This window comes from Bacteroides mucinivorans (assembly GCF_034654355.2).
GTDB lineage: Bacteria > Bacteroidota > Bacteroidia > Bacteroidales > Bacteroidaceae > Bacteroides > Bacteroides nordii.
The window spans coordinates 1,953,748-1,975,091 of record NZ_CP178179.1 but is presented as its reverse complement, the minus strand read 5'-3'; the positions used below and the strand labels follow the sequence as shown (position 1 = coordinate 1,975,091).

The following is a 21,344-nucleotide window of genomic DNA, read 5'->3' as shown; positions in this document are numbered from 1 at the left end:
GTTCTATCCATCATTTCATTCACCACTCTGATTCAGAGAAAGTATATTTTTCAAATAAACTCTGCCAAGTTTATTTATATGTCCGGCCGAAGGGATTTCGCCCGGACATTTTAATGCAAAACTAATGAGATGAACAAATTGAGACAGATCATTAAGTATAAACTCTGGGGTACGGTTGCCTGCTACCTTTTCTATATTCCTCTGCTTTCTGCACAGCAGCAAAAAGTGGATACTACACACATTTATTCGATCCCTGAAGTGGTTATTGCCGACCGCTACCAGACACGGGAAGTACGTTCGACAGCTCCCATACAAGTTTTATCTAAAGAAGAACTTAAAAACCTGCATGCATTACAGGTCTCTGATGCTGTGAAACATTTCGCAGGAGTAACCATCAAAGATTACGGTGGTATCGGAGGACTGAAAACCATATCTCTACGCAGCCTGGGAGCACAGCATACAGCCATAGGATATGACGGTATTACTTTAACGGATTGTCAAACGGGACAAATTGATATCGGACGTTTCTCATTAGACAATGTAGACCGGTTATCGCTTAGCAATGGACAAAGCGACAACATATTCCAACCTGCACGCTTCTTTGCATCCGCAGGGTTACTGAATATCCAGACGTTGACTCCACGATTCAATGACAATAAAAAAACAAACATCAGTGGTTCTTTTAAAACCGGTTCGTGGGGGCTGATCAATCCTTCTCTGATGATAGAGCAAAAAATAAATAAGAAATGGGCGTTCTCTGCCAATAGCGAATGGATGTCAGCAGATGGGCAATATCCTTTCACACTCTATTATGGTGATAAAAATGATATGACTTCCCGCGAGAAAAGAAAAAATACGCAGGTAGAAAACTTACGTGCCGAAGCCGGACTATTCGGAAACTTCTCTGCGACGGAACAGTGGCGGATGAAAGCATATTACTATCAATCATCACGTGGGTTACCCAATGCCACTTCACTGTATTATGACTACGCGGCACAGCACTTATGGGATAAAAACGTTTTTGTGCAAAGCCAGTACAAAAAGGAATTTAACCGCCAATGGGTGTTCCAGACCTCAGCAAAATGGAACTGGAGCTACCAGCGTTATCTGGATCCTACTTACAATAACTCAGAAGGTAAACAGGATAACAGTTATTATCAGCAGGAATACTATCTGTCAGCATCGACACTCTTCCGGGCGTTGGACAATCTTTCGTTTTCACTCTCTACAGACGGAAGTATCAATACCCTTAATGCCAACCTGCACGAATTCGCCTATCCTACACGTTACTCATGGCTGACGGTAGTAGCCGGAAAATACGTAAATGAATGGTTGACGCTTTCAGCTTCGGCACTCGCTACAGTGATTAATGAAAAAACTCAGCAAGGAGCCAGTGCAGGCAATCACCGTAAACTAACTCCCTATGTAAGTGCTTCATTCAAGCCTTTCAGCAGCGAGGAATTCCGAATTCGCTTTTTCTATAAGGACATTTTCCGCCTGCCCAACTTCAACGATTTATATTATGGCGAAGTAGGCAATATTGATTTACGCCCGGAGAATACCCGGCAATACAATATCGGCGTTACATATAACAGAGCTATCTCTGAATTTCTCCCCTATCTCTCTGCAACCATAGATGCCTATTATAATAAGGTGTCGGACAAGATTATCGCCACTCCCACAAAAGATATCTTTGTATGGAGTATGACCAATCTGGGTAAGGTGGAGATAAAAGGGGTAGACGTTACCGGAAACATAACGCTACAGCCGATGGAAAAACTACGTATTAACCTCTCTGGAAACTATACGTACCAGCGTGCACTGGACGTTACCGACCCGGTGAATGAACCTCAAAAAAGAACCTACAAGCATCAGATTGCTTATACGCCCCGCGTATCGGGTTCGGGACAAGCAGGTATAGAAACTCCCTGGATCAATTTCTCCTATGCCTTCCTCTTTTCCGGGAAACGCTACACACAAGGAGAAAACAGAAGTGCAAACCGTCTGGATGGTTATAGTGATCACAGTCTGTCGGCAAGCCGTGATTTTAAAATCCGGAACATCCAGACGTCACTGAGTGTAGAAGTACTCAACCTGTTAGATAAGAATTATGAAATCATCCGAAACTTCCCCATGCCGGGACGTTCGGTACGTGCCACGCTGAAAGTTACTTATTAAACAATCCACATGATGAACTATAAATATCTTATATATCTGCTCTTCTCTCTGCTGCTGCATGCCTGTGATGACATGATCGATCAGGATACACCCGGTGGTGGTAACGGAAATGTCACAGAGACCGGAACATCCGAAATGTATGTACTCAACGAAGGACTTTTCAATCTGAACAACAGTACTTTGATGCGTTATTCGTTCAAAGACAGACAAATGAACCTGGATTATTTCCGTAACCTCAATCGTCGCGGACTGGGTGATACTGCCAACGACCTCGCCATTTACGGAGAGAAACTTTATATTGTAGTCAATGTTTCGAGCCAGATAGAGGTGATAGATTTACAATCGGGGCTTTCGCTAAAGCAGATTCCAATACTGACGGAAAGCGGTAGTTCACGACAGCCGCGATACATCACTTTCCACAAAGACAAAGCCTATGTATGTTCGTCCGACGGAACAGTAGCACGGATAGATACGACATCACTCGTCGTTCAGGATTATGTCAAGGTAGGACGAAACCCGGACGGCATCTGTGTACAGGGAGATAAACTCTATGTTTCCAACTCCGGAGGACTTGACTGGGACGGAGCAGGCGTGGATAATACCGTATCCGTTGTTAGCACAGCCCCCTTTAAGGAAATCAAAAAAATACAGGTAGGCCCCAATCCCGGTAAAATAGCAGCAGACGAATACGGTCATGTGTATGTAGCTACCCGTGGAGAAAATATTAGCACAGGAGACTATAACTTCGTACAGATAAATACGACCACCGATGAAGTGGCACAAGTTTACAACGAGAAAGTAATGAACTTTGCCATTAATGACCAGCTTGCGTATTTATATAATTTCAACTACGGCACACAGACGGCACAGATAAAAGTATTCAATCTGCAAACAGAAACCACTCTGCGTGAGAACTTCATTACAGACGGTACGGAAATACATACTCCTTACAGCATTTGCATCAATCCTTATAGCGGAAACGTATACATCACGGAAGCCTACAACTACCAGGTGAGTGGAGATGTATTATGTTTCAATCCGCAAGGAGAACTACAATACAGTCTTCAAAGTATCGGACAAAACCCGAATGCAATAGCCTTCTCTGATAAGAGTTCACAAAGCAATGGGGGTGGGTCAACTGAAGATCCCCGGGCTGCCGCTTTTGCCAATAAGGTATTGGAATATCATCCCGCTCCGTCACAATATACCAATACCACTACTACCGCTTACAAAGAAGGATTCACCTACGAGCAAGTATTGGAATATGCTACCGAGCGAATACAGAATCGCTTTCTACTCTCGTTGGGTGGATTCGGAGGAAACATCATATTGGGATTCAATCAACCGATTCGCAATGTGTCAGGTGAGTATGACTTTAAAGTATACGGCAATGCTTCGTATAACATGTATGGCACAAGCACAGGCAAACCGGGCGGTAGTGCCGAACCGGGTATTGTACTGGTATCAAAAGATGTGAATGGCAATGGTCTGCCGGATGACGAATGGTATGAACTGGCAGGAAGTGAGTATGGCACAGATACGGAAACGCGTGGATATGAAATTACCTATCATCGTCCTCAGTCAGCGAACACAAATGTACTTTGGACGGATAATCAGGGGAAGGACGGATTTATTCTCCGAAACAGTTTCCATACGCAAGCTTCATACTATCCGGCATGGATAGCAGAAAATGAAATTACTTTCCGGGGAACACGCCTGAAAGACAATGCAGTGAAGGAAAACGGTATGTGGGTAGGTTATTGTTATGCCTGGGGATATGCAGATAATCATCCGAACAGTACGGAAATGTCTCAGTTTAAAATAGACTGGGCTGTGGATGCCGATGGCAACAAAGTCGTGCTGGACGAAATTGATTTTGTGAAAATATATACAGCAATCAATCAGGATGCCGGACCAATGGGAGAAATCTCTACGGAAATAATGACGGTGGAAGATTTACATTTCGACAATTAAATAAACTCAATTAATAAATTATTAAATCAAGACAACAAGATGAAAAAATTATCTTTATTAATGCTGTTATCAGTATTTGTATTTTGGGGATGTAGCAATGATGACGATGAAGTAAAAAATGAAGTAACTATTAGCTTTGAAAATCAACTAACGGAAGAGAATAGTGAATTCATCTCTAACGCAAGCGAACCTAACGGCATAAATTTCCAAAAAGACACGTTCAAAGATTCTCAAAGCCTGGCGACATTTGAACATTCCTATGCAGATTGGGGAAGCGGATACAGTTTTGCTTCATTTACTTATACCAACAAAACTGATAATGAAACAGGTAATAGCCCGGCTCCTATTTGTGGAAAAGCCAAAATAGGTAAAGTATATCTGGCTGCTAATAGCTCGGAAGGAGAATGGGGAAACTCTGCATTTATGACTATCAATAATCCGGATAAATACAGCATTAAAGGTGCTTGGATCACAAACAGTACGTGGGCTTATATAGGTATGACTGAAGGAGACGGATATGCTAAAAAATTTAAAGCTGGAAGTTGGTTTAAAGCTATAGCAGTTGGTTACAATAGTGAAAATAAAGAGATAGGAAGACTCGAATATCTATTGGCAGACTATAAAACGGATACTGATTTGCCTATAAAAGACTGGGTATGGTTTGATATGTCATCTCTGAAAAATGCAGTTAAAATAAACTTTGTTACAAGTTCTTCAGATCCGGGAACTGCCAATTTTTTCTGTCTTGACGGCATCACCCTCATCGAAAAATAAAAAACTATTATGATATTCACTCTTAAGAGTGAATATCATTTACACATAAACAATTTAAATTATGAAAACATTTATTGCTACCTTATTTCTCTCCTTTTTTATCTTCTCATGTACAGACAATGAAATCATTACAGATTTGAATACTGAAAAAGAAAATACTCCCACTACACGAAGTGCAGGCGATGGAGTATATGATTTATTGGGATATGGATACAATTGTTTCTATTCTGATTTTAAAGATCCATTGTATGCGAAAGCTAAAATAATAGATTTAGATCGATTAGAAAAAGGATTAGGACGAGATCCAATAACAGGACAAGAAGTTGTTTTCAATCCTTCAAAAATAGAAACGTCTTTATTACATGGTAAAACCGAAACAAAAACAGTATATGGTTCGTCCGTAAGAACATTAACTGAAAACCTTAATATTAATGCCACTGCAAAAGTCGGAACAAAAGATTTAAATTTATTTTCTTTAGATTTAGAAGCAACAATAAATTCAGGCGGAACAAGCGAAAATCGAGATGCCTTCTATAGAGTAGATGCACTAAAAATGACTCGCCGAATAACCTTGCCATATACAACACCTTCAAGGTTGAAATATTTTTTTACTGATGAATTTTTATCTGATTTAAAAAACTTATCCGGTAAAGATTTACTTGAAAAATACGGTACTCATGTTATGACTGATATTTTATTAGGTGGTAATTTTTCAGCATTCTATACCGGAAAATATACAAGTACAGAATCTACTCAATTATTAGACTTTAAGGCTTCATCTAACTTTTTAATGTCATCAAATTACAGCAAATGTACATTACGATAATAAGTTATTTAACAGCTTTAAAAATGTGAACATATACATCAAGACACAAGGAGGTTCTCAAGTAATTACATCTATAATAAGTCAAAATGCTAATGGAGATTTAGATAATGTAACTTTTGATTACGCAAGTTGGATGAATAGTGTAACAACTGAGACCGAATCATTAATAGGAATAGGTAATCCTGATACTAAATTTTATCTATTAAGTGAATTTATTGATGATTTATCAAAGAAAAAAGAAATAGAATTAGCGTTACGCTTAAAAAAAACTAATTATACTATAGGAATAATTCTCACATCACCTTACACAAAATTCAATTCTAATGAATCCGGAAAAGGTTTCTTAACTGAATTCCCAAACTCTGGAGGAAATACAGTTCTTCTTCCTATCATGTATCTAAGACCTCCATACAATGAAACAGGTTTATTTCTTTTAGAACTCGAAAACGATTATATAAAATTGAAAAGAAGAGAAAACGAATATCTAGATAATACTTGCAAAATTACAATTAACAAGAACAATAATACCCAACATTGGAAAATAGAGTTTGTAAATGGGAACAATTACTTCAGACTAAAAAACATTGCCAATAATTTATATCTTTCATCGTTTGATCTTAAATTCTACAAAGACTCAACTGTAATTGATGATAACAAGCTCTATTGGTGTTCTTCTTCTAATAACATCTAATAATTACTCAACCCAAAAACATATACTTTCTTAGGGAAAATATATAGATAAAATAATAGGAAGAAAATGGAATATAATTTTCTTCCTATTATTTTTTCATCATATTACATAAGCATTATTTTTTTCTTTTTACTAAATTTATATTACAACATTCAATAGTCTACATACTACTATCAAATGCATGTCCATACATTTTCTGTTTTGTGTACTCTTCCCTATTTTACCAAAGCTATCAAGAATTAGAAAACAAATATTGTGATAAAAAAGATAATTACTCTTCCACAATAATTCAAAACAAACAATATACCAATAAGTTGATTCAAATAAAAAAGCCATATTGATCATAGAAAAAAGTAATAGAACGTAAATTCATACATACCAATTTCCTAAAATTTGGAAAAACAATTATGGTTGAGCAATCTATAATCAATTATTCACTTTCCATATTCTCTTTTAAAGCTTCACACCTTACAGATTTTCCGTACCGAAACATATCTAAAAGCACTTTACTCCAACAAAAAGACATAAATTCATTGCACATGAAAAAGAAAAGCACTAATTTCAGCAAGTAAAACCAAATATCTAAAGAAATGAAATTACCTTTTGCTGAATCATAGAAAATAAAATGATAAAGCCCATCCGTAAAAGCACCCTCAGGAATGTGAATAATAAAGTAAAGCCACAATTCTTATTATTAAAGAGCCGCAGCTATTTTGCGTACTTGCGCCAACCGCTTCATAAACGTTTCATCTTTACGAGTGGTTTGCATATTATATTTCAACTGTAAGCGCATCAACGGTTCTGCTTCAATCCCTAAGGCGGCTTCAAAGAGTAATGCAGTTTTTTCCGTCATTGGACGACGGGCATTCAATATCTCGTTCAAAACGGAATATGCCAACCCCATTTGCTCTGCCAGCTTTCGTTGCGATATTCCTCTATACTCGATTTCATCTTTCAAAATCTCACCCGGATGTGTCGGGTATGCGGGAGTAAGATTGTTCGCAATCATTTGAGGGTTAATCTCTTGTTTGGTAGTACTCATATCTGTTCCTCCTATTTATAATGATTCGACAATTCTGTTATGCTGCATATTGTTGCGATAATTTCGCCATCCTTGATTTGTTCTTCGAACTCGATACGATATTGATCGTTCACCCTTACCGAGGATAATCCCGCTTTATCACCTTTTAATTTCTCATAATTCAGCGAATTATATTGTGCGAGAGCCGTTACATCAGCTTTTTCAATCATCAAATCAATGATGCGAATATACTTACGAATAATCTGCGGTTGAAAACGGTGTTTTTTATCCGCCTTTCCTGTGATATATAAATCTCGTAAATACTCCTTATCAAAAATTATCTCCATATCGATTAGCTTTACAAATACAAATATAACACCATTTACCTGCATTCGCAAATATTGCGAACTTTTTTATTATGATTTATGCATTTCCCAGCCTAAAAGTTCTTTCGTTATCGTACACCTGCATCCGGTGTACAGGTTTAATAGAATTTCTATTCCATGTCAAGTACCTATTGCATTCACTCCAAATGCAACAGGTATTTTTTATTACCCCATCCTATCAAAAAGTCAGTATTTCATTGTCTATATCAAAGTAAAACAGTAAATTCGGCAAGTAAAACCAAATATCTAAGGAAATGAAATTACCTTTTGCTGAATCATGGAAAATTAAAATGGTAGAACCCATCCGCAAAAGCACCCGTCAGGAACGTGAGCAATGGATAAAAGAGGCACACTACAATGTATTTCAACTAAAAGCCGACCAAGTCTATATTGACCTCATCACCGACTCCGGTACCGGAGCTATGAGTGATCGCCAATGGGCAGGAATGATGTTAGGAGACGAGAGCTATGCCGGAGCTTCCTCATTCTTCAAGCTAAAAGACAAAATCACCCAGTTAACAGGATTCGAATATATTATTCCTACCCATCAGGGACGTGCTGCTGAAAATGTACTATTCTCTTATCTTGTACACGAAGGAGATATCGTACCGGGAAACTCACACTTCGATACTACCAAAGGTCATATCGAAGGACGCAAAGCCCTCGCACTGGATTGCACGATTGATGAAGCGAAGCAAACACAACTGGAAATTCCCTTTAAAGGGAACGTGGATCCTGCCAAGTTAGAGAAAGCCTTACAGGAACATGCCGACCGAATTCCCTTTATCATAGTAACCATCACCAATAACACAGCCGGCGGACAGCCCGTTTCTATGCAAAACTTACGGGAAGTACGTGCTTTGGCCGACAAATATAATAAACCGGTACTTTTCGATTCAGCCCGCTTTGCCGAAAATGCCTACTTTATCAAAACGCGTGAAGAGGGATATGGCAATAAAACAATCAAAGAAATCACACGCGAAATGTTTGACTTAGCAGATGGTATGACCATGAGTGCCAAGAAAGACGGTATCGTAAATATGGGAGGCTTTATCGCCACCCGTCGTAAAGAATGGTATGAAGGAGCAAAAGGCTTCTGTGTACAATATGAGGGGTATCTTACGTACGGAGGAATGAACGGGCGCGATATGAATGCTCTTGCTATCGGTCTGGATGAAAACACTGAATTCGATAATCTTGAAACACGCATCCATCAGGTACAATACCTCGCAAAAAAACTGGATGAATATGGTATCCCTTACCAACGTCCTGCCGGAGGACATGCCATCTTTGTAGATGCTCCGAAGGTACTGACTTGTGTACCGAAAGAAGAGTTTCCGGCGCAAACACTAACGATTGAATTATATCTGGAAGCCGGTATCCGTGGATGCGAAATAGGATACTTGCTGGCAGACCGTGATCCGGTAACCCGACAGAATCGCTTCAACGGATTGGATCTGTTACGCCTTGCTATCCCCCGTCGTGTATATACTGACAATCATATGGATGTGATTGCCGCCGCATTAAAGAATGTATACGATCGCAGAGAAAACGTAACACGTGGAGTACGTATTGCATGGGAAGCTCCATTAATGAGACACTTCACTGTACAACTGGAAAGATTATAATAATGTGCAAATGGAATAATATGCCAATGTGCCAATTACCATGCGGCGTGACAGCGCAGCTAATTGGCACATTGGCACATTAGCATATTGGCATATTATTGATACGTTCCATAAACGATATCATACGGCTGAGCCTTTAAGAATTTTCCAATAATCCCCATCAACTCAGTCAACTTCTCTTCCATTTCTTTACGATGCCCTGCCGCATCAAAATCATAGATATCTCTGAATCCAACTGCCTTTCCTTCGGCATTAAAGTAAACAGTAGAGCATCCAAAAGCATAATCAAAATCGGTATTATCATAAAATGAAATCGCCTGCGAACGATATTTCACTCCATTGATCGTAACATAAGAAATAGATCCAATCCCTTTTCCGGCTGCAAACTGAGGTTCTGCATGAGCAGCTACCTTCTGAAAAATTTCGTCAGAAAGTACCATCGTCTCTCCTTTTCCTATCAAATAATGACGAAGGCATTCGCACTCAAATTCTGTATTCAGTTTTTCAAGCATCTGCGTCAACTTATCATTTATTTGTTTCAATACCACATCCCAAAAACCGTTTTGTTTCTGTACTCCCATAGTCGTTTTGTTTTTAAATTGATACTATCTTCCAAATGTATAAATTTCTAAAGAAGAGACAAACAAAAACTCCGGATAATCTGTTTATAAAATATATATTAAACAATTAACGTAGAAAATTATGGCAGAAGATTATGAACTCATTGACAATGAAGAAAATAGAAGATACGAGTTTCGCATTGATGGCCACATCGCCAAAATAGAATATATAAAGACCCCGAACGGAGAAATATACCTGACTCATACTGAAGTTCCACGAGCTTTGGGAGGTAAAGGAATAGGCTCCCAGTTGGTAGAGAAAGCACTAAAAGACATCGAACAAAAAGACTTACGTCTGGTGCCACTTTGTCCGTTTGTAGCCGGATATATTCACAAACATCCGGAATGGAGACGTATCGTAATGAAAGGTTTTCATATTCAATAAAAATTAAAAAGATATGGGAAAGAAAATAGAATATTCAAATGGTGAAATGACCATTATATGGCAACCTGAACTTTGCCAGCATGCAGGTATTTGCGTAAAAATGTTACCTAATGTATACCACCCAAAAGAAAGACCGTGGATACAAATTGAAAACGCAACCACAGAAGAATTGATTGCACAGATCAAAAAATGCCCTTCGGGAGCATTAAGTTATAAAATGAATAAAAATAAATAGAAAAGGAAACTATATAGAAAGTCTGCTAAAGTAACAAATGTGTAATTTTAGAAACGCAGATTTACGCAAATTATCGCAAATCCAATTAACATTTGCGTAAATCTGAGTAAATCTGCGTTTTATGAATAGCTAATTTTACCTTCAGCATACTCTGGCCTTTAATGCTCCTCCATATATTTTTTCTTCTCCTTCTTACTCATCTCCTGCATGATAATCTCTTGAGGGTGTTCAGAAACATAGAGTTCTCCAACAGCCGGTTTACCCGTCTTCCCCGGAGAAAGATAAAAACAGGGAACAAACGTGAACTTACGCATGTCAGGACAATAGATACTAAAACGCAGATGTGAACCTCGTTCATAATTACTCCCGCCAATGATTCCAAGAGGTTGTCCGGGGATAACCTGATCTCCCGGAGAGACCAAAATACCATTATCACGAAACAAGATATAACGGGCAAAAGTACCATCATCCTGGCATATCTCTACAAAATTCTCTTTTGCACTAAAGCTCTTATGTTCTGCTTCTGAAGCTGAATTATCTTGTACTTCGGTTACAATGCCACGACGAGCAGCTACGATAGTATCTCCATCGGCAGTCTGAAATGAGATGCCTGTAAGCCGGGATTTATCATCACTACCCAGCACCTTTTCCAAAGAGACCATGTGGTTCATACGCACCCGTTTACCTTCTGTAAGCGGAAAAAGATATACAAAGTTAGTATCTGTTTTAGCATGCCAATCGCCTTTAGTGATATTAGAGCGATAAGAGAAACCTATACCTGCATTTTCTGTGACCGGTTTTAAGGTCAGTAATCGCGTTTTTCTACGAGAGAATGCGGTTGCCTTATGGGTATCTCCTTCCTGAAGAGAGAGGGTACCACTCAAACGTGTAAAGGTCAAAGCAACCGTATAGGGAGTATATGATATATTATCAGCATAAAAAGTCACCTCTCCTTTTCCCGAACGTTCGTAAGTAATCGTAACCGGACTATTCTGAGCTACAACCCAAATGGGCATCAGGAAAAGAATAGTACTTAAGCAGTGTTTTAGTTTCATAGTATTCTGTTTTTTTATATTTAATCAATCTGCCAAGTCATCACAAACTCAGGATGAATCAGATAATGAATCCGGAAGTTACGCCGTTGCTCCGTTCTATATTCGTGAGCCAGAAAAACGCCTTGTTGCTCTGTTGTAAAAGGTTCGATATGCAAATGTTCCCGAAAGTCTACTTCGGGAGTATTCATACACTTGAACATGACTTCTTTGGCTGACCAATGCAACAGAAGGCTCCAGGTATCATCTTCCCCATAGGGAACGAGCTGTTCATCCTCCCGCATATACTTATGCGCCACTTTGTGTACACGCTGGCTATATTGCTCAATATCAATACCAACCGGTTTTTCTTTACTCAAGATAACAGCTACGTAACCTTTAGTATGCGAGATACTGATAAAATAAGAGTTATCTGCCAGATAAGGTTTTCCACTCGGTTCGTAACACACCTCTTTATGCATACCCAACAAACGGAATAGTAACGCACGAACAGAAAGCCATTCTTGTTTACGGTGCGGAGCATTAAAACGTTGCAGTTCCTCTTCGTAATACGCCCTCTCCGGAAGTAAACCAAGTAAAACATCTATCGGTTCCTCCATCTTCCAGATTCCCCATTGGAAAGAAGGTTCTCTATGCTGCAGAAATAATGCCATAATTATGCATCCTCTTCTGTTTGAGGTTGGTTGATGATAAATTTAACTTTCAAAATGCGGCGATTATCCATCTCAAGTACTTCAAACTCATAGTTCAGATAAGAAACCTTTTCATGAAGTGCAGGGAACTCCCCTTTTATCTCAAGTAAAAGCCCCGCTAATGTATCAGCATCACCGGACACTCTTTCAAAATCATCTTCATCAAGTTTTGTGATCTTATAGAAATCACTCAACTGAGTTTTGGCCTCAAAAACCCATGTATGATCATTCAGTACAGCGTAAGTACGCTCTTCGTCGTCATATTCATCATGAATCTCACCTACAATCTCTTCAATAATATCCTCCATTGTTACAATGCCGGAGGTTCCTCCAAATTCATCAACCACAATGGCAATATGTATCTTATTAGCTTGAAAATCACGTAAAAGATCATCTATCATCTTTGTCTCAGGTACAAAGTAAGCCGGACGAATCAGAGACTGCCAACGAAAATTATCACCTTTGTTGACATGAGGTAAAAGATCTTTTATATAAAGCACTCCCTTTATGTTATCACGAGAACCGGAATAAATAGGAATACGCGAATAAGCATTATCCACAATACACTTCATCACGTCCTTAAACGAAGTACGTATGTCAAGGTCTACCACATCCAGGCGGGAAGTCATCACCTCCTTTGCTGTCTCACCTCCAAAGCGAATAATACCTTCGAGTATGTTGTTTTCCTCAGAAAGTTCGGCTTTATCAGTCAGTTCCAATGCCTGTGAGAGTTCGTCAACCGAGATATTATGATTCTTACGCGTAAAATGTTTATTCAAAAAAGTAGTAGAACGTACCAGAACAGCAGAAATCGGACTAAATACTTTGCGCAACAGATAAATACCCGGAGCGGCAAAACGACAAAAAGCCAATGTTTTCTGTGCCGAATAAATCTTTGGCATAATCTCACCAAAAAGTAACAACAGAAAAGTTAGGATTACTGTTAATATCAAAAACTCCGCAACAGGTGAATGAAAAATAAAAACATTCATGAAAAAGAAATTGCAGAGCATAATTATCGTCACATTAACAAAATTATTGGTGATCAGTACAGTTGCCAGCAAGCTCTCTGAATTTCCAAGCAAACTACTGATTTTCTCATCCGAGGGATGATTACGTGACTCTATTTCATTGAGGTCGGAAGGAGATAATGAAAAAAAAGCTATTTCTGATGCAGAAGCAAAACCGGAGGCGAGCAAAAGCACACCGGCCAAAATAATAGCTACAATTGCCGAAAAGGAAGGTGGGTTTACGGTTATACCGTTAAAAATGTCTGCCAAATGGCATAAATAAGCGTCTGGGTCCAAAATCCTGGGTTTTAGTTAAACAATTATTTAGTTGACAATGGACAATTGATAATTGACAGTTATGATGCAGCATGATGTGCAGCCAATTGTCAATTATCAATTATCAACTGTCAATTTAGAACGGCAAATCATCTGCCGGATTATTCTGTATAGGGTTAGCTTGCGATTGCTGTGGCTGCACAGTCGGTGCACCCTGCTGAGCTGCCGGAGTATATGAAGAAGCACCTGGTGCAGTATTCTTAGGAGTCAACATCTCCATATTATCTACGAATATTTCGGTAATATACCGCTTGGCACCTGTCTGATCGTCATAAGAACGGCTTCTTATTTTTCCTTCAATATAAAGCTTATCACCTTTGTGAACATATTTCTCTGCCGTTTCTGCCAGTCCACGCCACAACACAAGATTGTGCCACTCTGTTCTTTCGGGCACTTGCGTTCCGTTAGCCAAAGTATATGCACGGTCGGTAGTAGCTAAAGGAAAAGTTGCCACAGCAATACCTGTATCCAGATATCTAACCTCCGGGTCTTTACCAACATTTCCTAACAATATCACTTTATTTACTGACATATCATTCTATATTTATATTATTTTGTGCCAAAATTAAACAGAAATACAACACCAAACAAGTTTTTATACATATTTCTCCAGGAAAGCATGTATCAATTTGGGCACGGCATATTGCTCTAACTCGTCAATCCTCACTTTCAGGTAAGAAGAGAAAGAAACAGTATCTTCCGGCAAGCTAACTTCATAGAAATTAGCATAAAGCACCCGGTGAGAAAGCACATGTTTCACATCCCGGCAGACCAAACGAACCATAGGAACTTCTCCTCCAACGAATAATTCAGTGAATTCCGGAAGAGCCAGGAACGCCTCTTCTGTAACAGATTCTGCCGTTTCTATCAACGGCAATTCAAAGAGATTTTTCCAAATATCATTTTCCGTCCGTTTATTAATAAAAGTATATGCACCCGCACGTACATACATATAATTGAGATAACGGTTTGTTGTCTTTGTCTTATGCTGTTTTACGGGAAGCTGCTGGACTGTCCCTTTCGCCAGTGCCATACAACCATCTGCTAATGGGCAAAACAGGCAAGCCGGAGCTTGCGGAGTACACTGTATCGCCCCAAAATCCATAATAGCCTGATTATAAATAGCCGGCTGAGTCTTATCCAACAATTCACCGGCCAACGAAGCAAATAGTTTTTTCCCTTCCGTAGAGTCTATAGCAGTTTCAATCCCAAGATAACGCGACAATACCCGATATACATTACCATCGACCACCGCATAAGGCATATTATAAGCAAAGGAACAAATGGCAGCTGCCGTATACTCTCCTACTCCCTTCAAGCCCAATACTCCCGAATAAGTGTTAGGAAATACCCCATTCATACTACGGGCAGCAGCATGAAGATTGCGTGCACGGGAATAATATCCCAGTCCCTGCCAGAACTTCATTACCTCATCTTCATCAGCTTCGGCAAGTGTCTTCACATCAGGGAAGCGTTCAATAAAACGCACAAAATAATCATACCCTTGTACAACCCTTGTCTGTTGCAAAATGATTTCAGAAATCCATATCAGGTAAGGATCAGAAGACTCCCTCCAGGGTAAGTCACGTTTATGTTCGTGATACCAGTTTATTAGTGTTTCGCTGAAGTTATTCATTAAAATAATGTATTAATATAGCAACGTAAAAAATACGTTATTTGCCTTATTAATGCACCTCATAGCCAACTAATACATTGGCATATTGGTACATCAGAACCGCAATTCGTGTACAAAAGTAGCTCTTTTTAAATCTAACAAAACTTAAGGAAGAGACTTTTTTATAAAATTGTTCAGAATATATTTTTTTGAGAGCTTAAAAAGCTATATATTTGCAGTCCAAAAAATTAGAAAGAACATAGTAATAATATTTTTTTTAAGGAAAAATGACTAAAGCAGATATTGTAAACGAAATTGCAAAGAACACCGGAATTGACAAAGTAGCAGTATTGACAACTGTTGAAGCGTTTATGGACGCAGTAAAAGATTCTTTGGCGAAAGATGAGAATGTTTACCTTCGTGGATTTGGTAGCTTCGTAGTAAAGAAAAGAGCTCAGAAAACAGCTCGTAATATTTCTAAAAATACTACAATTATTATCCCAGAACATAATATTCCGGCATTTAAGCCAGCGAAGACATTTACAATCGCGGTAAAGAAATAATAAACAAGAGTATTAACCATAAAATTTTGAAGCTATGCCAAGCGGAAAGAAGAAAAAAAGACATAAAATGTCTACGCACAAGCGTAAAAAAAGACTAAGAAAGAACAGACATAAAAGCAAAAAGTAATTTTTAGTCTGTATCGGACAGAAATAAAGAACAAACTTGTGAAGCAAATGTCTTTCGAGTTTGTTCTTTGTTTAAATGCCCGACTCCAATGAACAAGAGCTCAATTTATTTGTTCATTTTTTAAAAATAAATAATTAGGAAACAATTGTGACAAGCGAACTAGTAGTAGACGTACAGCCCAAAGAGGTCTCCATCGCCCTGCTCGAGGACAAGAGCCTGGTGGAACTTCAAAGTGAAGGAAGAAATATTTCCTTTTCAGTGGGTAATATGTATTTGGGCCGCGTCAAGAAATTGATGCCCGGACTAAATGCCTGCTTTGTAGATGTTGGTTACGAGAAAGATGCTTTCCTTCATTATTTAGACCTGGGTCCTCAATTCAATTCACTCGAAAAGTTCGTAAAACAAACTTTAAGCGACAAGAAAAAACTCAACTCCATTTCTAAAGCAACCCTGCTTCCCGATCTTGATAAAGATGGCACAGTAGCCAACACATTAAAGGTAGGACAAGAAGTAGTGGTGCAGATCGTAAAGGAACCCATCTCCACCAAAGGACCAAGATTAACTTCCGAACTTTCATTTGCTGGAAGATATCTGGTATTAATTCCTTTCAATGATAAGGTTTCTGTTTCACAAAAAATTAAATCGAGCGAAGAGCGTGCACGCCTCAAGCAATTGTTAATGAGCATCAAACCGAAAAACTTCGGTGTCATTGTTCGTACTGTAGCCGAAGGGAAACGCGTTGCCGAACTCGACGGAGAGCTTAAAGTATTGATTAAACACTGGGAAGACGCAATCACCAAGGTACAGAAAGCTACCAAGTTCCCGACGTTGATTTATGAAGAGACAAGCCGTGCCGTAGGGCTGTTGCGTGATCTCTTTAACCCTTCTTTTGAAAACATCTACGTCAATAACGAGGCGGTATACAACGAAATAAAAGATTACGTCACTCTCATTGCCCCCGACCGGGCAGAGATCGTAAAACTGTACAAGGGTCAGCTTCCCATTTATGACAATTTCGGTATCACCAAGCAGATCAAGTCATCTTTTGGTAAAACTATTTCTTACAAGAGTGGTGCCTACCTGATTATTGAGCACACTGAGGCGCTTCACGTAGTAGACGTGAACAGCGGTAACCGCACCAAGAATGCCAACGGGCAGGAAGGTAACGCACTCGAAGTAAATCTGGGGGCCGCCGATGAGCTGGCACGCCAATTGAGACTAAGAGATATGGGTGGTATCATTGTTGTAGACTTCATTGATATGAATGAAGCCGAAAACCGTCAAAAGCTTTACGAACGCATGTGTGCCAATATGCAAAAAGACAGGGCACGCCACAATATTCTGCCGCTCAGCAAATTCGGTCTGATGCAGATTACCCGGCAACGTGTACGTCCTGCTATGGACGTAAACACGATGGAAACCTGTCCTACCTGTTTTGGCAAAGGAACTATCAAGTCGTCCATCCTATTCACGGACACTCTGGAGAGTAAAATTGATTATCTGGTCAATAAACTGAAGATAAAGAAATTCTCGTTACACATCCATCCGTATATCGCTGCATACATCAATCAGGGACTCGTTTCTCTGAAACGCAAATGGCAGATGAAGTATGGATTTGGTATTAAGATTATTCCGAGTCAAAAACTCGCTTTCCTGGAATACGTATTCTACGATTCCCATGGAGAAGAGATTGACATGAAAGAAGAAATCGAGATTAAGTAAAAGATAAAGGCGACCCGGAAAACGAGTCGCCTTTTCTTTTGAATAAAAAACAAATAGACAAGCTACTTCACGAGAGGATATAAAAAATCAATAAAAACTTTATACGTTCACTATAATCAATATATCTTTTTATATTTCGAAATCTGATATTGATTAGTATCGCCAACAATAATTCTTATATTCACTATAAATCAGCTGATTACATAAGTATAAACATTCACATTCTAAACTTATATTTCCTTTTAAGGGATTCTTATAATTACTTTTTTGACAACTATGTATTTACCGGATGAACTAAATCTGATTTTATCCGCGTTATTTGTACCCATAATAGAATACCCCAATTGTCTATATCAGGATTTACCCCACCCGCATGCACAATCTCCCCAAAGTACGGCATCCACTCTGTCTGGATATAGCTATCCCCCATTGGAATCAGCAAAGAAAAATGATGAAAACATCATCCTATTGCCACAATATACAAAATCATCAAAAAAATGAGCTTTACAACAAAATATAAGAGAATATAAATCCCTATTTTTGCAAAAAATAAAAGGATTAATATGGAACGACTGAATGTATTCGATTGCTCGAATGTACTTATAGCGAGTTATTTCACCGATGACCGGGGATGTGCCCACGAAAACCGGGAACACACGCTCATTTACCTGTGTTCCGGTGAACTGGAAATTGAAGAACGCGGACAAAGAACAGTTCTGCATCCGGGCGAGTGTGCCTTTATGAGACGGGATAACTGGATGTGGTTACAAAAACATGCCAATAAGAACAATCCTTATCGTTCTATCGTATTGAAATTCACGAGACCTTTTTTGAGGGAATTTTATCAGACGCTCGACAAAAATGATATTCCGGTGGAATCGAAACGCGAGAAAGTGAGCCTGCGCGTGTTGCCGAATAATCGGCCAGACATCCGTAGCTTGTTCGAGTCGGTCATCCCATATTTCGATTCGGGAGTAAAACCATCCGATGATGTATTGAAACTGAAAATGATCGAAGGAACTTATGTTTTGCTCAATACAGACAAAAATCTCTATGCCTCTTTGTTCGACTTCGTCGATCCGTGGAAAATAGACATTCTCGATTACCTGAACGAAAACTATATGTACGACCTTTCGATGGAGAAGATCGCCGGTTACACGGGACGTAGCCTGGCAACTTTCAAACGCGATTTCGCTAAAATAAGCGAACTTACTCCACAGAAATGGATCATCAGGCGACGTTTGGAAGCAGCGCACGATTTGATAAAATCCGGCAAGAAAAAAGTTACGGAAGCCTGTTTCGATGTCGGTTTCAAGAATCTTTCGCATTTCTCTAAAGTCTATAAAGAAACATACGGTTATGCCCCCAGCGCGATTTAAATCGGATATAGCCGGAACAAATTATGAAATGAACTTCATAACAAAGTAAATTGAGCCTCGCAGCAAAGTCACTGCGAGGCTCTTCGTTTACCTTTGCATCAGAATATTAAAACAGAGCATCATGGAAACAATGAAAGAAAAAGTGGTAATGATTACCGGTGCTGCGGCAGGTATCGGTTTAGCCTGCTCCGAAGCATTTGCAAAAACAGGTGCAATGACGATTATGGTCGATATCAACAAACCGGAAGAGCAAGCCCGGAAACTTATAAATGAAGGACACAAGGTAATCGCCTACGGTTGCGACGTATCGGACACGCAGGCAGTGAAAGAGATGATCGATTGGATTGTTACAACTTATGGCCGTTTGGATGCTGCGCTGAACAATGCCGGTATTCAGACTCCACAACGACCGATGGCCGAAATTACCGACGAAGAATTCGACCGTACGGTAGCCGTTGATCTAAAAGGCGTGTGGAACTGCATGCGCTACGAGATTATCCAAATGCTGAAACAAGGCGGCGGAGCCATTGTCAATACCTCATCACAGGGCGGTGTAACGGGATTTCCGGGACAGGCTGCCTATATCGCTTGTAAGCATGCCGTTATCGGACTGACCCGTACCGCTGCCATAGACTATGCAGCCAAAGGTATCCGCATCAATGCCATTTGTCCGGGAGCTATCCGTACTCCAATGGCTGAAGAACTCATGCGCCGTAATCCAGACCTGGAAGAAGAACTGATACGCGATATTCCGGCCGGTCGTCTTGGCAAGCCCGAAGAAATCGCCAATGCCGTATTGTGGCTATGCAGCCCGCAGGCTAGTTTCGTGGATGGTCATGCCTTGTTGGTGGACGGCGCTTTTTCAATACATTAAACTTATAAAACAAGAATCACAATGAAAAACAAGAATAAACAAGAAGGGATCAGCCGCCGTGGTTTTCTGAAAACGGCGGCTGCCATAGGTGCAACATTAACGATACAACCTACAATCAATAAGGTAAAAGCGGCCAATGCTACCCTTAACGGAGGGAACACATCTCCCGCAATCCCCCAAAAGATGCAGCATCGCACGCTCGGTAGCGGTCATACTGCCATGGAAGTATCTACTCTCGGATTCGGGGTGATGGGTATGACCTACAACCGCAGTCAGCATCCCGACCGCAAAGAATGTATCCGGCTCTTGCATGAAGCTGTGGACCGTGGAGTCACTCTCTTCGATACGGCCATCATCTATGGTCCACTGACTAACGAAGTATTGGCGGGTGAAGCACTCTCAGGATTCAAGGACCGGATCAGTGTAACGACCAAATTCGGACACGAAGTAATCGAAGGGAAAGGTACGGGCCGTCAGGATAGTCGTCCGGAGACAATCCGCCGCTACTGCGAGGAATCATTACGCCGCCTGCGCATCGATTCCATTCCGCTTTTCTACCAACATCGTTTTGACAGAAACGTACCTATTGAAGATGTTGCAGGAACGATTTCTGATCTGATAAAAGAAGGAAAAATTCAGCGGTGGGGTCTATGCGAAGTAAGTACGGAAACCATCCGCAAGGCACACTCCATCCAGCCGCTTACCGCCATCCAAAGCGAATACCACCTGATGCACCGTCTCGTTGAGGAAAACGGTGTGTTGAACGTATGCCGTGAACTGGGTATCGGTTTCGTACCTTACAGTCCGTTGAACCGTGGCTTTTTGGGAGGTTGCATTAACGAATACACAGTGTTCGACCCAAACAATGACAACCGCCAGACCTTGCCCCGCTTTCAACCGGAAGCCATGCGTGCCAATATGCGTATCGTGAATGTACTGCAGCAGTTTGGACGTACACGCGGTATGACTTCCTCACAGGTAGCCCTCGGATGGCTGTTGCAGAAAGCCCCCTGGATTGTGCCTATTCCGGGAACAACGAAGCTCGCACATCTGGAAGAAAACCTACACACGCTCGACTTCAATATTCCAACAGAAGAGTGGAAAGAACTGGAAGATGCCGTTGCCGCCATTCCTGTAGTAGGCGACCGCTATAATGCCGAGCAGCAGAAACAAATAGGATTCTAAATTAAATTCACTATGGATCGCAGACATTTTTTAATATGCTCGAGAAGTTGGGTATCGGCTTCGTTCCCTAT

21 protein-coding genes are annotated in these 21,344 nt (G+C 40.0%); 13 read left to right on the top strand and 8 right to left on the bottom strand.

The genetic code is table 11. The annotated features are described in order from the left end of the window. Positions 1-129: 129 nt before the first annotated feature. The 5 genes from VCM39_RS06975 (at position 130) to VCM39_RS06955 (ending at position 6,443) form a co-directional block, all read left to right on the top strand. Complete coding sequence (locus VCM39_RS06975) at positions 130-2,178, top strand: TonB-dependent receptor plug domain-containing protein (protein WP_322933818.1); 2,049 nt, start codon at positions 130-132, stop codon at positions 2,176-2,178. Between the two features lie 12 nt (positions 2,179-2,190). Continuing rightward, entirely contained in the window at positions 2,191-4,152 is a 1,962-nt protein-coding gene (locus tag VCM39_RS06970; RefSeq protein ID WP_323674031.1) for a YncE family protein, read from the top strand. A 39-nt stretch (positions 4,153-4,191) separates the two neighbouring features. Then, a complete protein-coding gene (locus VCM39_RS06965; protein ID WP_221649469.1) occupies positions 4,192-4,926 on the top strand; it encodes a DUF4465 domain-containing protein in 735 nt (244 codons plus the stop codon). 61 nt (positions 4,927-4,987) lie between these two features. Continuing rightward, a complete protein-coding gene (locus tag VCM39_RS06960; protein ID WP_322933816.1) occupies positions 4,988-5,752 on the top strand; it encodes an MAC/perforin domain-containing protein in 765 nt (254 codons plus the stop codon). A 25-nt stretch (positions 5,753-5,777) separates the two neighbouring features. Beyond that, positions 5,778-6,443, top strand: a complete 666-nt coding sequence (locus VCM39_RS06955; RefSeq protein WP_322933815.1) for a hypothetical protein — start codon at positions 5,778-5,780, stop codon at positions 6,441-6,443. 694 nt (positions 6,444-7,137) lie between these two features. On the opposite strand, the gene VCM39_RS06950 is transcribed toward VCM39_RS06955, so the two are convergent. Together VCM39_RS06950 and VCM39_RS06945 are read right to left on the bottom strand one after the other, a co-directional pair. Beyond that, positions 7,138-7,485, bottom strand: a complete 348-nt coding sequence (locus VCM39_RS06950) for a HigA family addiction module antitoxin (protein WP_221649471.1) — start codon at positions 7,483-7,485, stop codon at positions 7,138-7,140. An 11-nt stretch (positions 7,486-7,496) separates the two neighbouring features. Next, positions 7,497-7,811, bottom strand: coding sequence for a type II toxin-antitoxin system RelE/ParE family toxin (locus VCM39_RS06945; RefSeq protein WP_221649472.1), 315 nt, complete (start codon positions 7,809-7,811; stop codon positions 7,497-7,499). Between the two features lie 293 nt (positions 7,812-8,104). Here VCM39_RS06945 and VCM39_RS06940 point away from each other — a divergent pair, with 293 nt between their 5' ends. Further along, entirely contained in the window at positions 8,105-9,478 is a 1,374-nt protein-coding gene (locus VCM39_RS06940) for a tryptophanase (protein WP_322933814.1), read from the top strand. Positions 9,479-9,573: 95 nt separating this feature from the next. Here VCM39_RS06940 and VCM39_RS06935 read toward each other — a convergent pair whose 3' ends face one another. Continuing rightward, positions 9,574-10,059, bottom strand: coding sequence for a hypothetical protein (locus VCM39_RS06935; RefSeq protein WP_221649474.1), 486 nt, complete (start codon positions 10,057-10,059; stop codon positions 9,574-9,576). A 121-nt stretch (positions 10,060-10,180) separates the two neighbouring features. Between VCM39_RS06935 and VCM39_RS06930 the strand changes: the two genes are divergently transcribed. Both VCM39_RS06930 and VCM39_RS06925 read left to right on the top strand, forming a co-directional pair. Then, on the top strand, positions 10,181-10,483 hold the full coding sequence (locus tag VCM39_RS06930; protein WP_221649475.1) for a GNAT family N-acetyltransferase: 303 nt from the start codon (positions 10,181-10,183) through the stop codon (positions 10,481-10,483). Positions 10,484-10,496: 13 nt separating this feature from the next. Beyond that, complete coding sequence (locus VCM39_RS06925; RefSeq protein WP_221649476.1) at positions 10,497-10,718, top strand: (4Fe-4S)-binding protein; 222 nt, start codon at positions 10,497-10,499, stop codon at positions 10,716-10,718. 158 nt (positions 10,719-10,876) lie between these two features. Here the strand turns inward: VCM39_RS06925 and VCM39_RS06920 are convergent, their stop codons facing one another. From VCM39_RS06920 to mutY, 5 genes are all read right to left on the bottom strand, one after another. Then, a complete protein-coding gene (locus VCM39_RS06920; protein ID WP_322933813.1) occupies positions 10,877-11,773 on the bottom strand; it encodes a M23 family metallopeptidase in 897 nt (298 codons plus the stop codon). 20 nt (positions 11,774-11,793) lie between these two features. Beyond that, positions 11,794-12,423, bottom strand: a complete 630-nt coding sequence (locus VCM39_RS06915) for a 4'-phosphopantetheinyl transferase family protein (RefSeq protein ID WP_322933812.1) — start codon at positions 12,421-12,423, stop codon at positions 11,794-11,796. A 2-nt stretch (positions 12,424-12,425) separates the two neighbouring features. After that, positions 12,426-13,769, bottom strand: coding sequence for a gliding motility-associated protein GldE (locus tag VCM39_RS06910; protein WP_025867219.1), 1,344 nt, complete (start codon positions 13,767-13,769; stop codon positions 12,426-12,428). A gap of 115 nt (positions 13,770-13,884) precedes the next feature. Further along, entirely contained in the window at positions 13,885-14,340 is a 456-nt protein-coding gene (locus VCM39_RS06905; protein WP_007486602.1) for a single-stranded DNA-binding protein, read from the bottom strand. A 63-nt stretch (positions 14,341-14,403) separates the two neighbouring features. Then, positions 14,404-15,444: an A/G-specific adenine glycosylase gene (gene mutY, locus VCM39_RS06900; RefSeq protein WP_221649480.1), complete on the bottom strand. Its 1,041-nt coding sequence runs from the start codon at positions 15,442-15,444 to the stop codon at positions 14,404-14,406. Between the two features lie 266 nt (positions 15,445-15,710). On the opposite strand from mutY, the gene VCM39_RS06895 reads away from it, so the two are divergent. From VCM39_RS06895 to VCM39_RS06875, 5 genes are all read left to right on the top strand, one after another. Continuing rightward, the gene (locus tag VCM39_RS06895) at positions 15,711-15,986 is read left to right on the top strand and encodes an HU family DNA-binding protein (protein WP_002561408.1); all 276 of its coding nucleotides are present in this window, start codon (positions 15,711-15,713) and stop codon (positions 15,984-15,986) included. A gap of 274 nt (positions 15,987-16,260) precedes the next feature. Continuing rightward, complete coding sequence (locus VCM39_RS06890) at positions 16,261-17,835, top strand: Rne/Rng family ribonuclease (RefSeq protein ID WP_002561407.1); 1,575 nt, start codon at positions 16,261-16,263, stop codon at positions 17,833-17,835. Positions 17,836-18,398: 563 nt separating this feature from the next. Beyond that, on the top strand, positions 18,399-19,214 hold the full coding sequence (locus tag VCM39_RS06885; protein WP_221649481.1) for an AraC family transcriptional regulator: 816 nt from the start codon (positions 18,399-18,401) through the stop codon (positions 19,212-19,214). 121 nt (positions 19,215-19,335) lie between these two features. Further along, on the top strand, positions 19,336-20,088 hold the full coding sequence (locus VCM39_RS06880; RefSeq protein ID WP_322933811.1) for a glucose 1-dehydrogenase: 753 nt from the start codon (positions 19,336-19,338) through the stop codon (positions 20,086-20,088). A gap of 21 nt (positions 20,089-20,109) precedes the next feature. Beyond that, positions 20,110-21,273 carry an aldo/keto reductase gene (locus tag VCM39_RS06875; RefSeq protein WP_322933810.1) on the top strand — a complete coding sequence of 388 codons (1,164 nt, stop codon included), beginning with the start codon at positions 20,110-20,112 and terminating at the stop codon, positions 21,271-21,273. The last annotated feature ends 71 nt before the right edge of the window (positions 21,274-21,344 follow it).

What these genes read in the sequence shown, in the direction of transcription:
- VCM39_RS06975 (WP_322933818.1), top strand. Translation starts at nt 130, where the DNA reads ATGAACAAATTGAGACAGATCATTAAGTATAAACTCTGGGGTACGGTT.
- VCM39_RS06970 (WP_323674031.1), top strand. Translation starts at nt 2,191, where the DNA reads ATGAACTATAAATATCTTATATATCTGCTCTTCTCTCTGCTGCTGCAT.
- VCM39_RS06965 (WP_221649469.1), top strand. Translation starts at nt 4,192, where the DNA reads ATGAAAAAATTATCTTTATTAATGCTGTTATCAGTATTTGTATTTTGG.
- VCM39_RS06960 (WP_322933816.1), top strand. Translation starts at nt 4,988, where the DNA reads ATGAAAACATTTATTGCTACCTTATTTCTCTCCTTTTTTATCTTCTCA.
- VCM39_RS06950 (WP_221649471.1), bottom strand. Translation starts at nt 7,485, where the DNA reads ATGAGTACTACCAAACAAGAGATTAACCCTCAAATGATTGCGAACAAT.
- VCM39_RS06945 (WP_221649472.1), bottom strand. Translation starts at nt 7,811, where the DNA reads ATGGAGATAATTTTTGATAAGGAGTATTTACGAGATTTATATATCACA.
- VCM39_RS06940 (WP_322933814.1), top strand. Translation starts at nt 8,105, where the DNA reads ATGAAATTACCTTTTGCTGAATCATGGAAAATTAAAATGGTAGAACCC.
- VCM39_RS06935 (WP_221649474.1), bottom strand. Translation starts at nt 10,059, where the DNA reads ATGGGAGTACAGAAACAAAACGGTTTTTGGGATGTGGTATTGAAACAA.
- VCM39_RS06930 (WP_221649475.1), top strand. Translation starts at nt 10,181, where the DNA reads ATGGCAGAAGATTATGAACTCATTGACAATGAAGAAAATAGAAGATAC.
- VCM39_RS06925 (WP_221649476.1), top strand. Translation starts at nt 10,497, where the DNA reads ATGGGAAAGAAAATAGAATATTCAAATGGTGAAATGACCATTATATGG.
- VCM39_RS06920 (WP_322933813.1), bottom strand. Translation starts at nt 11,773, where the DNA reads ATGAAACTAAAACACTGCTTAAGTACTATTCTTTTCCTGATGCCCATT.
- VCM39_RS06915 (WP_322933812.1), bottom strand. Translation starts at nt 12,423, where the DNA reads ATGGCATTATTTCTGCAGCATAGAGAACCTTCTTTCCAATGGGGAATC.
- VCM39_RS06905 (WP_007486602.1), bottom strand. Translation starts at nt 14,340, where the DNA reads ATGTCAGTAAATAAAGTGATATTGTTAGGAAATGTTGGTAAAGACCCG.
- mutY (WP_221649480.1), bottom strand. Translation starts at nt 15,444, where the DNA reads ATGAATAACTTCAGCGAAACACTAATAAACTGGTATCACGAACATAAA.
- VCM39_RS06895 (WP_002561408.1), top strand. Translation starts at nt 15,711, where the DNA reads ATGACTAAAGCAGATATTGTAAACGAAATTGCAAAGAACACCGGAATT.
- VCM39_RS06885 (WP_221649481.1), top strand. Translation starts at nt 18,399, where the DNA reads ATGGAACGACTGAATGTATTCGATTGCTCGAATGTACTTATAGCGAGT.
- VCM39_RS06880 (WP_322933811.1), top strand. Translation starts at nt 19,336, where the DNA reads ATGGAAACAATGAAAGAAAAAGTGGTAATGATTACCGGTGCTGCGGCA.
- VCM39_RS06875 (WP_322933810.1), top strand. Translation starts at nt 20,110, where the DNA reads ATGAAAAACAAGAATAAACAAGAAGGGATCAGCCGCCGTGGTTTTCTG.